The organism is Pseudonocardia zijingensis, from assembly GCF_042657305.1.
Classification (GTDB): Bacteria; Actinomycetota; Actinomycetes; order Mycobacteriales; family Pseudonocardiaceae; genus Pseudonocardia; species Pseudonocardia zijingensis.
The window spans coordinates 40,619-54,338 of the sequence record NZ_JBHSKO010000022.1; the positions used below are offsets into that span (position 1 = coordinate 40,619).

Genomic DNA, 13,720 nt, shown 5'->3' on the forward strand with positions numbered 1-13,720 from the left:
CTCCAGGACGGTACGGCCGGAACCGTCGGTGCGTCCAGGAAGAATGGGTCACGTGGGTGCGCGCTGGGTCCTGCATCTGGACATGGACGCGTTCTTCGCCGCGTCCGAACAACTCACCCGTCCCACCCTGCGGGAGCGCCCGGTGCTGGTCGGGGGCCTGGGGCCGCGGGCGGTCGTGGCCGGGGCCAGCTACCAGGCCCGGGTCTTCGGCGCGCGGTCGGCCATGCCGATGGGCCAGGCCCGGCGCCTGTGCCCGCACGCGGTGGTGCTGCCGGCCCGGTTCCCGCTGTACAAGGAGCTCAGCTCGCGGGTGATGGCCGTGCTCGCCGACGCGTCCCCGGTGCTGGAGCCGGTCTCGATCGACGAGGCGTTCCTCGAGCCGCCCGCCCTGGCCGGCGCCTCGGCCGCGGAGGTGGAGCGGTTCGGCGTGCGCCTGCGCGCCGACGTCCGGGCGACCACCGGGCTGCCGGCGTCGGTGGGCGCCGGCTCGGGCAAGCAGCTCGCCAAGATCGCCTCCGAGCTGGCGAAACCCGACGGGCTGCGCGTCGTCCCCCCCGAGGAGGAGCGCGCCGTGCTCGCGCCGCTGCCGGTACGGGCGCTGTGGGGAGTCGGCCCGGTGGCCGAGGCCGGGCTGCGCAAGCTGGGCGTGCACACGATCGGCGAGCTCGCCGCCATGGACCTCCGCGAGGTCCACGGCCTGCTCGGCACCGCCATCGGCACCGAGCTGCACCGGCTCGCGCGCGGCATCGACGAGCGCCCGGTCGCGCCGCGCGGCGCCGCCAAGCAGGTCAGCGCCGAGACCACGTTCGACACCGACCTCACCGCGATGGCCGCCGTGCACGACGCCGTCGCCCGGATGACCGAGGCCGCCCACCGCAGGTTGGTGGCGTCCGGGCGGGCGGCGCGCACCGTCACGGTCAAGGTGCGCAGCGCCGACTTCACCACGTCGAGCCGCTCGGAGACGGCCGGGTTCGCGAGCACCGACCTCGGCACCCTCACCGCGGTCGCGCAGCGCCTCGCCCGCACCGCCGTGCCCGAGGGCGGCGTCCGGCTGATCGGGGTGTCCCTCGCCGGGCTCACCGACGACCCCCCACCCGCCCTCTTCGAACCGCTCACCCAGGCCGAGGCCGCGCCCGACGAGGTGCCCGAGCCCGCCGCGCCGGTGGACGAGCCCGAGCCCGCGCCGGACCGCCCGTGGCGCCCCGGCGACGACGTCGCCCACGCCGACCACGGGCACGGGTGGGTGCAGGGCGCGGGCCACGGCCGCGTCACGATCAGGTTCGAGACGCGCAGCACCGGCCCCGGCCGGGCCCGCACGTTCGCCGAGGACGACCCCGCGCTCAGGAGGGCCGACCCGCTGGCGAGCCTCGCCTGATCACGGGCGGGCGGCGAGCTTGCCCAAGATCGGGCGGAGCGCCTCCGCGAGCGCCCGCGGATGCGTGACCTGCGGCGAGTGCGCCCCGGGCGTCTCGACCAGCGGGACGTCCACGCAGTCCGCCAGCCACTGCGACGTCTCGTGGAGCCAGTGGTTCGCCGCAGTGGGATCGCGGTTGTCGACGCCGGCCGCGACGACGCACGGCACCCCCACCCCGGCCAGTTGCTCAGGCGTCGGGAGGTACGCGGCGAATCCTTCGAGCTCCACGCCGAAGAGGACGTCCCCGTTGCCGAGCATGCGGTCGCGCAGCTCGGGGTCCAGGCCCTCGAAGGCAGCGTCCCCGGTGGCCCAGCGCAGGAACCTCTCGGTGGCCACGGGCGGTCCGCCCGCGGCCATCCCCTCGCCGACGACCCGCCGCACCGTGCCTGCCACCTCGCGCGACGCCGGCGTGATCCCGAGGAAGGAGGGCTCGCGGAGGATCGCGCCCCGCAGCACCGCGGGGTGGCGCAGCACGAGGTTCGTCACGATCACGGCTCCCGAGCTGTTGCCGTACGCCACGGCCGGGGCGAGGTCGAGCGCCGTGAGCAGCGCGGCCGCGTCGTCGGCCTGCTCGTCGACCGACGTCGCGGTCCAGCCCGCCGGGCGTGGGCTGCGGGAGTTGGCCCGCCGGTCGTAGGTGAGCACGGTGTACTCGTCGGCCAGGAGGCCGGCGACGGCCGTCCAGTGCCCGGCGTCGCCGGTGGCACCGGAGACGAACAGCACCGGGGGCCCGGTCCCGCGCCGTTCGTAGTAGAGGTTCGTTCCGTTGACCGCGATCGATGCCATGCCGGTGCCCACCTCCGACGGCTGCCCGCGCGGCGCGCGGCTGGGCCTCGAGGGTCCCGCCGGGCCCCGGGCCCCGACAGCGCCCGAACGGCCCCTCCCGCTCAGGCGGGCGGGCGCCAGGGGCGCGGCGGGAGCACCGGGAGGCCGCTGGGCGCGCACTGGCCGCCCCGCTCCCCGGCCAGCCGGAAGATCAGCCAGCCGATCAGCGCCGCGAGGATCGAGCCCGCCAGGATGCCGATCTTCGCGTCGGTCACGAGCTGCTCGTCCTCGAGGGCCAGTTCGGTGACGAAGAGCGCCACGGTGAACCCGATGCCGGCGAGGCCTGCGCCGCCGATCAGCTGGCCCCAGCGCAGCGTGTCCGGCACGCGCCCGAGCCCGGTGCGCAGCGCCACCCACGTGCCCGCCGTGACGCCCACGAGCTTCCCGACGGTGAGGCCGATGATGATGCCCCAGGTGAGCGGGGAGGTGAACGCCGTGGCGAGGGTCTCGCCGGTGAGCACGACGCCGGCGTTCGCGAGCACGAAGAGCGGCACGATCACGTAGCTGCTCCACGGCTGGATGCGCAGCTGCAGCCGCTCGTTCGGCGACACCGCCTCCGTGACGGCCGCCTGCGCGGCCATCGCCCGCTCGGGGCTGGGGTCGAGCAGGAAGCTGCTGCCCAGCACCTGCGCGCGCATCACGTCGCGCAGGCGCGGCGCGTAGGCGTTGACCAGCAGGCCCATCACGACGCCGACCACGCTGGGGTGCACGCCGGAGTCCAGCACCGCGAGCCACATGACCACGCCGATGAACACGTAGATCGGGGTGCGCCAGAACGGCGCGAAGCGCAGGCCGAGCAGCGCCGCGAACAGCACGACCGACACCACCAGCGACGTGACCTGCACGTCGTCGGTGTAGAAGATCGCGATCGCCGCGACGGCCCCGATGTCGTCGACGATCGCGAGCGCGAGCAGGAACACCCGCAGCTGGTCGGGGCACCGCGGGCCGACGAGCGCGAGCACACCGATCACGACCGCGGTGTCGGTGGAGATCGCGATCCCCCACGCCCCGGCGGCCGGGCCACCCGCGTTGAACGCCAGGAAGAGCAGCGCAGGCACGGTGAGCCCGCCGAGCGCGGCGATCGCGGGCGCGGCGAGCGCCCGGGCCCCGCGCAGCTCGCCGAGCACCATCTCCCGCGAGATCTCCAGCCCGACGCTGAAGAAGAACAGCACCATGAGCCCGTCGTTGACCCAGTGCCGCAGGTCCATCGAGAGCTCCATGGACCCGAAGGTCAGGGCGAACTCGGTGTGCCAGAAACTCTCGTAGCCGGAGAAGAGGTTCGCCCATGCCAGCGCCAGCACCGCGGCGGTGAGCAGCAGCACCGCCGAGCCGGACTCGGTGCGCAGGAAGTCGCGCGCAGCCCGACTGAGGTCACCGCGCTCGGCTATCGTTGTCACCGTCACGACGTGATCCTGCCATCGGCGGCGATCGCCCCGATGCGCACGTCAGGGAGGCCACATTGCCGCTCGAACCCCGGATCGGCAGCTACGACCACCTCCAGGGCATCCTCGGTGCCGAGTTCACCCTCGTGGAGTACGGCGACTTCGAGTGCCCGTACTGCAGGCGCGCCTACCCGGTGATCGAGGAGGTCCGGCAGCGGCTCGGCGACCGGCTCGTGTTCGTGTTCCGGCACTTCCCACTGGCCGAGCTGCACCCGTTCGCGCTGTCCGCCGCCGTCGCCGCGGAGGGTGCGGCGCTCAAGGGGCAGTTCTGGCCGATGCACGCCAAGCTCTACTCCGGTGACGAGCCCCGGCTTCGGCAGGAGGACCTGCGCCGCTACGCCGAGGAGCTCGGCATCCCGCCGGAGAAGGTGCTGTGGCCTGCCACCCGGTTCGTGGAGGACCGCGTCGAGGCCGACTTCAACTCCGGGGTGCGCAGCGGTGTCCGCGGCACGCCCACGCTCTTCGTCAACGGCGAGATCTACCACGGCTCCATCACCGTGGACCACCTCGTGGAGGCGCTCGAGACCACCGCGCCCGCCACGGTGGGCCCCGTGGCCTGACCTCCGGGAACAGATCACCCGGCGCGCCGCGTTCGCATGATCGGGGATCTGCGGACGGGGGGCCAGCATGGGGGGCGTGCAGCGGACGAGCCGGTGGGGTGTGGTGGCGCCGCTGGTGTTCGCGGTGATCGCGCTGCTCGCACTCGCCCGCTCGACGATCATCATGGTCTACCTCGGGGTCACCCACTTCCGCGAGGTCAACCCGATCTCGGTGCCGCTGAGCTACTACGCCTTCGTCGAGGGCGGCGAGCAGCTGTTCTTCTCCGCCGCGGTGGCGCTCGCCGTCGGCACCCTGGCCCTGCTGATCGGGATGGCCCGCTCCGGGGTGCGGATGGCAGGCCGGCCCACGGTGCTGCTCGCGGTGTGGGCGGTGTGCCTCGTGCTCGCCGCGGTCTTCCCCGCCGACGACGCCCCGCGGATCATGACCTTCGGCGGCTGGGTGCACCAGTTCGCCGGCGCCGGCATCCTCGCGCTGCTGTCGTTCGCCGGCCTCGCCGCCGCGTCCCGGCTCGCCGAGCACCCGCAGTGGCGGCCCGTGGTGTCCACGGTGCGCACGCTGTCGATCGCCGCCGCCGTGCTCGCCGGGGCCTACGTCGCCAGCAGGCTCAACGACCTCGTGCCCGGCGTGTACGGCCCCGTCGACGTCGGCGGCATCCTCCAGCGGATGGTGCTCGCCTTCCACGTGGCGGTGGTGGCCGCGCTGGCCGTGCAGCTCGTGCGCGTGTCGTGGCCCGCGGTGCGGCGCAAGGCCGCCGACGCGTCCGCCGCCCCCGGCGGGCCCACGGTGGCCCCGCGCCCCTGAGCCGGCGTCAGCCCGGCTTCTCCGTCACGCCGGCGGCGTCGAACGTCGCGACGTCCTGCAGGGCCTGGGCCGCGCTCTGCAGCAGCGGCAGGGCCAGGAGCGCACCGGTGCCCTCGCCCAGGCGCATGCCGAGGTCGAGCAGCGGGTCCAGCTGCAGGTGGGCGAGCGCGCGGGTGTGCCCCGGCTCCGCCGAGCGGTGCCCGGCCACCCAGAAGCCGCGGGCGTACGGCGCGAACGCGGCCGCCGCGAGAGCGGCGGCACCGGCGTTCACCCCGTCCAGCAGCACGGGCACCCGCAACGCGGCAGCGCCGAGCACGAACCCGGCCAGCGCGGCGTGCTCCAGCCCGCCCACGGCGGCGAGCACGCCGAGCGGGTCGGCCGGGTCGGGCCGGTGCCGCGCGAGTGCAGCCGCCACCACGGACGCCTTGCGCGCGAGGGTGGCATCGTCGATGCCGGTGCCGCGGCCGGTGACCTCGGCCGCGTCGGCGCCGGTGAACGCACCGATCAGCGCTGCGGCGGCGGTGGTGTTGGCGATGCCCATGTCGCCCGTGACGAGGCAGCGGTTGCCCGCCGCCACGAGGTCGCGGGCCGTCTCCACCCCCACCTCGACGGCCGCCCGCGCCTGCTCGCGCGTGAGCGCGGGGCCGGTGGCGAGATCGGCGCTGCCGTCGGCCACCCGCCGTGCGAGCAGGCCCGGTGCGGGGTCCAGGGGCGAGGCGACGCCCACGTCCACCACGCACACCTCGACGCCCAGCCGCCGCGCGAACGCATTGACCACCGCTCCCCCGCCGAGGAAGTTCGCCACCATCTGCGCCGTGACCTCCTGCGGCCACGGCGACACGCCCTGCGCGTGCACCCCGTGGTCGGCGGCGAACACGGCCACCGCGGCGGGTTCGGGCACCGGCGGCGGGCAGGCGCCGGCGATCCCGGCGAGCGTCACGGCGAGGTCCTCGACCCGGCCAAGCGCCCCGCGCGGCTTCGTCATCCGGTCCAGCCGCTCGACGGCGGCGGCGCGTGCCGCCTCGTCGGCCGGGCCGATCGCGGCGACGGTCTCGGCGAGCAGGTCCATCGGTTCCTCCCCCGGCAGGCCGCGGCGGCCGTAGGTGTCGTGGTGGACGGCCCAGTGCAGCGGGCGGCGACGCGCCCACCCCGCGGTGGCGAGCTCCGGCTCGTCCGGGAAGTCGTCGACGTGCCCGACGCACAGGTAGGCCACCAGCTCCAGGTGCGGCGGCAGGCCCAGCAGCGCGGCCAGCTCCCGCTCGTCACCGAAGCTGACCCAGCCGACGCCGAGGCCCTCCGCCCGCGCGGCGAGCCAGAGGTTCTGCACGGCGCCCACCACCGAGTACGGCGCGGTGCGCGGCTGGGTGCGGCGGCCGAGGACGTGCCGGCCGCCGCGGGTGGGATCGCAGGTCACCGCGATGTTGAGCGGGGTGTCGAGGATCGCCTCGACCTTCACGTCGCGGAAGGCCGCCGCCCGGGCCGCGGGCAGCGCCGCGGCGTACTCCGCGCGGGCCGCCGCCACGTGGGCGTGCACCCGTTCGCGGAGGGCGCGGTCGCGCAGCACGAGGAAGTCCCACGGCTGGGAGAAGCCGACCGAAGGCGCCGCGTGCGCGGCCTCCAGCACGCGGGTGAGCACGGCGTCGTCGACGGGATCGGGCCGGAAGCCCGTCCGCACGTCCCGCCGCGAGTGCAGGACCTCGTAGAAGGGTCGTGAGTGGATACGAGTGCTGTAGCCCTCGTTTCCACTCACGGCCTCATCAGCGGAGGCCATGGCCTCGGGCAGGGCGTTTCGGGGGGACGATCAGGGTCGCCAGGTAGGGGCCCTGCTCCTCCGGATCCAGGTCGGCGGCGGGGCGGATGTCCTCCTCGGGAAGGCCGAGCCCGGCCCCGTAGACGGCCTCGTCCAGCCGGCCGGTCGCGCGCAGCGCGGCGAGGGTCTCGGGCAGCATCCGGCCGAACTTGTAGGCGGCCACGGCGTCGCCGCGTTCGAGGGCCTCGCGGAACCGCTCCGGGCCCGCCGTCATCGGGAACAGGGCGAGCGGTTCGCGGCCCTCCACCAGTGGTGTCCCGGAGCGCGCCGCGAGGTCCTGCATGGCCGTGATCCCGGGGACGAGCTGCACGTCAAGCTCACCCAGCACGCCCCGCACGGACGCGGCGAGGTAGCTGAACGTCGAGTAGACGCACGGGTCGCCGATCGTCGCGAACACGGCGGTGCCGCCCGGGTGGGCGGCGAACCAGGCCGCCACCTGCGCCGCGGCCGCGTCCCAGGCGCGTTCCCGGCGCTGCGTGTGCTCGCGGTCGTGCAGCGCGAACACCACGCGCTCCACCCGCCAGGCCTCCGCGTAGTAGAGGACCGTCTGCTCGGCGCGACCGGTCTCCCCCGAGTCGGCGACCGGCACGAAGACGACGTCGGCCTTCGCGAGCAGGTTCGCGGCCTTGACGGTGACGAGCTCCGGGTCGCCGGGGCCGACCCCGACCCCGACCAACGTGCCGTTCACTCCTGGCCCTCCAGATCCCCTTCGAGGTCGAGGTAGGTCTGGCGGAGCCGGTCGAGCACGGCGTCGTCGGGCTTCGCCCACATCCCCCGGTCGGCCGCCTCGAGCAGCCGCTCGGTGATCCCGCGCAGCGCCCACGGGTTCGACTTCTCCATGAACGCGCGGTTGGCCTCGTCGAACACGTAGCTCTCGGCGAGCTGCCCGTACATCCAGTCGTCGACCACGCCCGCGGTGGCGTCATAGCCGAACAGGTAGTCGACGGTGGCCGCGAGCTCGAACGCGCCCTTGTAGCCGTGGCGCTGCATCGCGGCCACCCACTTGGGGTTCACCACACGCGCCCGGAAGACGCGCTTGGTCTCCTCGGCCAGCGTGCGCGTCTTCACCGCCTGCGGCACCGCCGAGTCGCCGACGTACGCGGCGGGCGAGCGCCCGGTGAGCGCGCGCACCATCGCCACCATCCCGCCGTGGTACTGGAAGTAGTCGTCGGAGTCGACGATGTCGTGCTCGCGGGTGTCCTGGTTCTTCGCCGCCACCGCGATCCGGCGGAACGAGGACTCCATGTCGGCCCGCGCCTCGCGCCCGTCCAGCCCGCGACCGTAGGCGTAGCCGCCCCACACGGCGTAGACCTCGGCGAGGTCGGCGTCGCTGCGCCAGTTGCGGGCGTCGATCAGCGGCAGCAACCCGGCCCCGTACGCGCCCGGCTTCGAGCCGAAGATCCGCGACGTGGCCCGGCGCCGGTCGCCGTGCTCCGCCGTGTCCTCCTCGACGTGGGCGCGCAGGTAGTTCTGCTCCGCCGGCTCGTCGAGCTCGGCCACGGCGCGGATCGCGTCGTCGAGCAGCGTGATGACGTGCGGGAACGCGTCGCGGAAGAACCCGGAGATGCGCACGGTGACGTCGATGCGCGGGCGGCCCAGCTCTTCCAGCGGCACGATCTCGAACCCGGTGACCCGCCGCGAGGCGTCGTCCCACACCGGGCGGCACCCGATCAGCGCGAGCACCTCGGCGAGGTCGTCGCCCTGCGTGCGCATGGCGCTCGTGCCCCAGACCGTGAGGCCCACCGACTGCGGGTACGCGCCGGTGTCGGCGAGGTGGCGCGCCACGAGCGACTCCGCCAGCGCGGTGCCGACCTCCCACGCGCTGCGCGACGGGATGGCCTTCGGGTCGACGGAGTAGAAGTTCCGGCCGGTCGGCAGCACGTTCACCAGCCCGCGCGTCGGCGAACCGGACGGCCCGGCCGGCACGTAACCGCCGTCGAGCGCGTGCAGCACGGCTGTGACCTCGTCGGTGGTGCGCTCCAGCCGCGGCACGACCTCCCGGCAGCCGAAGTCCAGCACCGCCACGACGTCGGGGATCTCCTCCCCCAGCAACGCGGCGCACACGGCACCGGGCTCGCGCCACCCGCGCTCCTGCACCCCGACGACGAGGGCCCGCGCGACCCCTTCGAGGACGTCGACGAGATCGGCCCCGGTCACGGCAGGCCCGGGGGCGACGGCGAGGAGGCGGTCCCGGAGTTCAGGAAAGCCACATTCAGGGCCGGAGCGGCCTTGAATGTGGCTTTCCTGAACCGGGGAGCCGGGGGCTGCGAGGAGCGCCTGCTCGTCGAGGCCCGCCCACTCCGCCAGCGCCGCGCGCAAGCCGGGAAGGGCCGTCCGCCCACCCCAGACCTGGCTGGCCCGCAGGATCGACAGCACCAGGTTCACCTGGGCCTCGTCCCGCGGCGGCCCGCCGAGGATGTGCAGGCCGTCGCGGATCTGGACGTCCTTGACCTCGCAGAGGTAGCCGTCGATGTGGAGGATGAAGTCGTCGAAGTCGTCCTCGCCGGGCGCGGCGTCGACGTGCAGGTCGTGGTGCAGCTGGGCGGCGGTGACGACCTCCCAGATCTGCGTGCGCAGGGCGGGCAGCTTCGCCGGATCCATCGCCTGCACGGTGGCGTACTCGTCGAGGAGCTGCTCGAGCTTGGCCATCTCGCCGTAGGTGTCGGCGCGGGCCATCGGCGGCACCAGGTGGTCGACGACCACGGCGTGCCCGCGGCGCTTGGCCTGGGTGCCCTCGCCGGGGTCGTTGACGATGAACGGGTACACGAGGGGCAGCTCGCCGAGCACGGCGTCGGGGGCGTCCTCGGCGGCGAGGCCGAGCCCCTTGCCGGGCAGCCATTCGAGGGTGCCGTGCTTGCCCAGGTGCACCACGGCGTCGGCGCCGAACTCGTGCTCGAGCCAGCGGTAGGCGGCCAGGTAGTGGTGCGACGGGGGCAGGTCGGGGTCGTGGTAGATCGCCACCGGGTTCTCCCCGAACCCGCGCGGCGGCTGGATCATCAGCACCACGTTGCCGAACCGCAGCGACGCCAGGACGATCTCGTCCCCGTCGACGTACAGCGACCCCGGCGGCTCGCCCCAGTGCTCCCGCATCCCACCGGTCAGCTCGGTGGGCAGGGCGTCGAACCAGCGCCGGTAGTCCGCGAGCGGGACGCGGGCCGGGGCCGCGCGCAACTGCTCCTCGGTGAGCCACTCGACGTCGTGCCCGCCCGCGGCGATGAGCGAGTGGATCAGCTCGTCGGAGTCCTCGGGGAAGTCGCCGACGGCGTAGCCGGCCTCGCGCAGCGCGCGCAGCAGCACGACGGCCGACGCGGGCGTGTCCAGCCCGACCGCGTTGCCCACCCTCGAGTGCTTGGTGGGGTACGACGAGAGCACCACCGCCAGCTTCCGCTCGGCCACCGGGGTGGCGTGCAAGCGTGCGTGGCGCACCGCGAGCCCGGCCAGGCGGGCGGCCCGCTCGGGGTCGGCGACGTACACCGGGATGTCGTCGCCCGGCCCCTCAGGAGCCGGCAGTGCCTCCTTGAACGAGAACGGCACCGTGATCAGCCGGCCGTCGAACTCGGGGATCGCGACCTGCATCGCCGCGTCCATCGGCGAGAGCGCCGCGTCCGACTCCGCCCAGGTGGCGCGCGAGGTGGTGAGGCACAGGCCCTGCAGGACCGGCACGTCGAGGGTGGCGAGCGCGCCCGCGTCCCAGGCGTCCTCCTCGCCCCCGGCGGCGGCGTCGGCCGCGACCGTGCCCCCGGCGGCGAGCACGGTGGCGACCAGGGCGTCGGCGCGGCCGAGCAGCGCCATCAGGTCGGGCTGCGCCCCGCGCAGCGACCCGCAGAACACCGGCAGCGCGTTGGCCCCGCGCGCCTCGATCGCCTCGCACAGGACGTCGACGAACGCGGTGTTCCCGGACAGCTCGTGCGCGCGGTAGAAGACCACGCCGACGGTCGGCCGGTCGGGGTGCTGCTCGCGCGCGCCGTGCACGCCGAACTCCGGCGTGGCGGCTGGCGGCTCGAAGCCCTCCCCGGTGAGCAGCACCGTGTCGGACAGGAAGCGGTGCAGCTCCCGCAGGTTCGCGGTGCCGCCCGCAGCCAGGTAGGCGAGCGCCTCCGACGCCACGCCCGCGGGCACCGTCGAGGCCGCCATCAGCTCCGCGTCCGGGGCCGCCTCGCCGCCGAGCAGCACCACCGGCAGGCCGGACGCCACGAGCGCGTCGACCCCCTCCGGCCAGGCCCGGCGCCCGCCGAGCAGCCGCAGCACGACGACGGCGACGCCGTCGAGCAGGGCCGGTAAACCCTCGGGATCGACGCGCGCGGGGTTCGCCGTGCGGTAGAGCGCGCCCGAGCCGCGAGCGGCCAGCAGCTCCGTGTCGGCGGTGGACAGCAGCAGCACGGGCTGCGTCATCAGCGTTTCCTCCCGAGGGTCCGCGCCCTCTGCTCGGTGGAGTCGTGACGGCAGCGAGTGTCTGGCTCCCGGGGTGCTCCCCGGTGACAGTGGCGGGACCGCGCCGGACTCGCACCGGCTTCCTGCACTGCCGTCGCAGAGAACTGCAGCACACGCCGGGCGCGCCGGTCAATGCGGCGTGAGGATTGCGACGCCGCCGCGCCCGCGGCTCAGCTCAGGTCGACCTGCGCCGCGAGCACCCGGGCTGCCTCGGCCAGCTCCCGGGCGCGGTCACGCTCGGCGACCCCCTGCTCGCCCTTGACGTTGGCGGCCAGCAGCTCGGCCGCCGTCGCCGCGGCCGCGGCGGCGAGGTGCACGGCCGCGGCCGCGTCGCCGCGCAGGTGCGGGTTGCCGTTGAGGACGAGGTCGGCGGCGAGCCCGGCGACCTCTGCCGCGACGTCCGCGATCCGGGCGGGCACCGCGATCGTCTCCGTCCGCGTGCGCGCGACGGCCTCGGCGCGGCCCGGGTCGTCGCGCGGCAGGCGGGTGGCCTCCAGGAAGGCCCCGTAGGCGGCGGCGTCGGCGTCGGCCAGTGGGGCCGCGGTGGCGCGCAGCTCGTCGGCGCGCCCGGCCACCGCGCCGTCGCCGAACCGGGCGGCCATCGCGGTGAGCCCGGCGGCCATGGCCGTGACGATCGCGGCCACCCCGCCTCCCCCGGGTGCGGGGGTGCGGGCGGCGACGGAGTCGAGCAGCTCGCGGACGGTCAGGTCGAGCAGCGACGGTTCGGCCACGCGCTCACTGTCGCACGCCCGGCGCGGCCGGGTGGGCCACCAGCGACCCGAGCAGCGCCAGCGCCTCCGCCGTCCGGCTGCCCGGCTCGGCGCGGTAGACCACCAGCTGGTGGCCGGGCGACTCGTCGACCGTGAGGGGCTGGACGTCGAGCTCGAGCTCCCCGACCACCGGGTGGCGCACCGTCTTGACCTGGCCGCGCTTGCGCCGCACGTCGTGGCGCGACCACAGCCGGGCGAACTCCGCGCTCTTCAGGCTGAGCTCCCCGACCAGCGCGGTGAGCCGGGGGTCGTCGAGGTCGCCGTCGGCGCGCAGCCGCAGGTTCCCCACCACGTTGGCCGCCGCGTACTCCCAGTCGGGGTAGAAGTCGCGGGCCGCCGGGTCGAGGAACACCGCCCGCACGAGGTTCCGCTCGCCGGAGTCGAGGATCCACGAGTAGAGCCCGCGGGCGAGCGGGTTGGCGGCCAGCACGTCGGTCCAGCGGTTCATGATCAGGGCCGGCGTGTCGTGCCAGCTATCGATCAGGGCCACCAGCCCGGCGCCGACCCGGTCGTCGGCCCGGCGGCGGGGCAGCGCCGGAGCGGGCCGGACGAGGCCGTGCAGGTAGCTGCGCGCATCGGCGTCCAGGCGGAGCGCGTCGGCCAGCGCGTCGATCGTCTGCGGCGACGGGTTGCGCTCCCGGCCCTGCTCGAGGCGGACGTAGTAGCCGGTGCTCACGCCCGCGAGCGCGGCCACGTCCTCGCGCCGCAGGCCCGGGGTGCGGCGGTCGAGCGGCGCGGGCATCCCGTGATCGCCCGGCTGCACCTGCTCGCGGCGGGCGCGCAGGAACTCCCCCAGCCGGTTGCCGGTCTGCGTACCCATGCCCCGACGGTACGGCTGCGCAGGCGGATCCGGGTGCACGTCGCACGGATACCCGGCCGGTGATCGGCGGACCTAGCGTCGCCGCCGTGACGCACCCACTCGACATCTCCGATCGCATCGTCATGGTCACCGGCGCGGCGCGCGGCATCGGCCGCGCGGTGGCCGTCGGGCTGGCCGACCTCGGCGCCCGGGTCGTGGTCCTGACCCGCAACGCGGCCACCGCCGAGGAGGTGGCCGGCGAGATCACCCGCCGCCGCGGCGCCGGTCGCGCACTCGCGGTGGTGGCCGACGTGACCGACGAGGAACAGGTCGCCGCCGCCGTCGCCCGCGTCGACGCGCACTGGGGCCGACTGGACGGGTTGATCAACAACGCCGGCGCGATGGTCACCGGCCGGCCCGTCCTCGACATGGACGCGGCCGAGTTCCGGTCGCTGCTCGAGACCAACCTCGTCAGCGCGTTCCTCGTCACCAGGCACGCGGCCCCCCTGATGATCCGCGGCGGGGGCGGCCGGATCGTCTACATGTCCAGCAAGGGCGCGGTGCAGTCGCTGGCGGGCGCCTCGGCGTACGGCGCGAGCAAGGCGGGCATGAACATCCTCAGCAACGTCGTGCACCAGGAGCTCGCCGACCAGGGCATCCGGACGGTCGCCGTGGCGCCCGGGCTCACCGACACCCCCGGCATGCGCGAGGTGGCGGGCGCCGACCACATCGCCCGGGTGGCGGCCACGTACCCGGGCGGCCGGGTCGGGCAGCCCGAGGACCTCGTCGGGCTGTGCGCCTACCTGTGCAGCGACGCGGGCACCCACCTCTCGGGCACGTTCGTCATGATGCGGCCCTGACGATCAA

General features: G+C 75.0%; 11 protein-coding genes and 1 riboswitch. Of the genes, 4 read left to right on the forward strand and 7 right to left on the reverse strand.

What is annotated here, in order from left to right:
• The first annotated feature begins 52 nt into the window (after positions 1-52).
• Entirely contained in the window at positions 53-1,375 is a 1,323-nt protein-coding gene (locus ACFPL3_RS31525; RefSeq protein WP_343941180.1) for a DNA polymerase IV, read from the forward strand.
• Here ACFPL3_RS31525 and ACFPL3_RS31530 read toward each other — a convergent pair whose 3' ends face one another.
• Together ACFPL3_RS31530 and nhaA are read right to left on the reverse strand one after the other, a co-directional pair.
• Positions 1,376-2,200, reverse strand: a complete 825-nt coding sequence (locus tag ACFPL3_RS31530) for an alpha/beta fold hydrolase (RefSeq protein ID WP_343941181.1) — start codon at positions 2,198-2,200, stop codon at positions 1,376-1,378.
• 101 nt (positions 2,201-2,301) lie between these two features.
• Positions 2,302-3,642 (reverse strand): Na+/H+ antiporter NhaA, encoded by a 1,341-nt coding sequence (gene nhaA, locus ACFPL3_RS31535; RefSeq protein ID WP_343941182.1) that lies wholly within the window; start codon positions 3,640-3,642, stop codon positions 2,302-2,304.
• A 56-nt stretch (positions 3,643-3,698) separates the two neighbouring features.
• On the opposite strand from nhaA, the gene ACFPL3_RS31540 reads away from it, so the two are divergent.
• Together ACFPL3_RS31540 and ACFPL3_RS31545 are read left to right on the forward strand one after the other, a co-directional pair.
• Positions 3,699-4,241, forward strand: coding sequence for a DsbA family protein (locus ACFPL3_RS31540; protein ID WP_343941183.1), 543 nt, complete (start codon positions 3,699-3,701; stop codon positions 4,239-4,241).
• Positions 4,242-4,317: 76 nt separating this feature from the next.
• Positions 4,318-5,043 (forward strand): DUF998 domain-containing protein, encoded by a 726-nt coding sequence (locus ACFPL3_RS31545; protein ID WP_343941184.1) that lies wholly within the window; start codon positions 4,318-4,320, stop codon positions 5,041-5,043.
• A 7-nt stretch (positions 5,044-5,050) separates the two neighbouring features.
• On the opposite strand, the gene cobT is transcribed toward ACFPL3_RS31545, so the two are convergent.
• From cobT to ACFPL3_RS31570, 5 genes are all read right to left on the reverse strand, one after another.
• Positions 5,051-6,793: a nicotinate-nucleotide--dimethylbenzimidazole phosphoribosyltransferase gene (gene cobT, locus ACFPL3_RS31550; RefSeq protein ID WP_343941185.1), complete on the reverse strand. Its 1,743-nt coding sequence runs from the start codon at positions 6,791-6,793 to the stop codon at positions 5,051-5,053.
• A gap of 7 nt (positions 6,794-6,800) precedes the next feature.
• A complete protein-coding gene (cobI, locus tag ACFPL3_RS31555; RefSeq protein WP_343941186.1) occupies positions 6,801-7,541 on the reverse strand; it encodes a precorrin-2 C(20)-methyltransferase in 741 nt (246 codons plus the stop codon).
• Positions 7,538-11,245, reverse strand: a complete 3,708-nt coding sequence (cobN, locus tag ACFPL3_RS31560; protein ID WP_343941187.1) for a cobaltochelatase subunit CobN — start codon at positions 11,243-11,245, stop codon at positions 7,538-7,540. The genes cobI and cobN overlap by 4 nt, the downstream gene beginning before the upstream one ends.
• 35 nt (positions 11,246-11,280) lie before the next feature.
• Positions 11,281-11,392, reverse strand: a riboswitch (cobalamin riboswitch).
• Positions 11,393-11,454: 62 nt separating this feature from the next.
• On the reverse strand, positions 11,455-12,015 hold the full coding sequence (locus ACFPL3_RS31565; protein ID WP_379589883.1) for a cyclodeaminase/cyclohydrolase family protein: 561 nt from the start codon (positions 12,013-12,015) through the stop codon (positions 11,455-11,457).
• A gap of 4 nt (positions 12,016-12,019) precedes the next feature.
• Positions 12,020-12,874, reverse strand: a complete 855-nt coding sequence (locus ACFPL3_RS31570; RefSeq protein ID WP_343943388.1) for a helix-turn-helix domain-containing protein — start codon at positions 12,872-12,874, stop codon at positions 12,020-12,022.
• Positions 12,875-12,960: 86 nt separating this feature from the next.
• Here ACFPL3_RS31570 and ACFPL3_RS31575 point away from each other — a divergent pair, with 86 nt between their 5' ends.
• Positions 12,961-13,713, forward strand: a complete 753-nt coding sequence (locus tag ACFPL3_RS31575; RefSeq protein WP_343943387.1) for an SDR family NAD(P)-dependent oxidoreductase — start codon at positions 12,961-12,963, stop codon at positions 13,711-13,713.
• Positions 13,714-13,720 lie beyond the last annotated feature (7 nt).

Coding starts and splice junctions, on each gene's coding strand:
- ACFPL3_RS31530 (WP_343941181.1), bottom strand. CDS start 2,200: ATGGCATCGATCGCGGTCAACGGAACGAACCTCTACTACGAACGGCGC.
- cobN (WP_343941187.1), bottom strand. CDS start 11,245: ATGACGCAGCCCGTGCTGCTGCTGTCCACCGCCGACACGGAGCTGCTG.
- ACFPL3_RS31570 (WP_343943388.1), bottom strand. CDS start 12,874: ATGGGTACGCAGACCGGCAACCGGCTGGGGGAGTTCCTGCGCGCCCGC.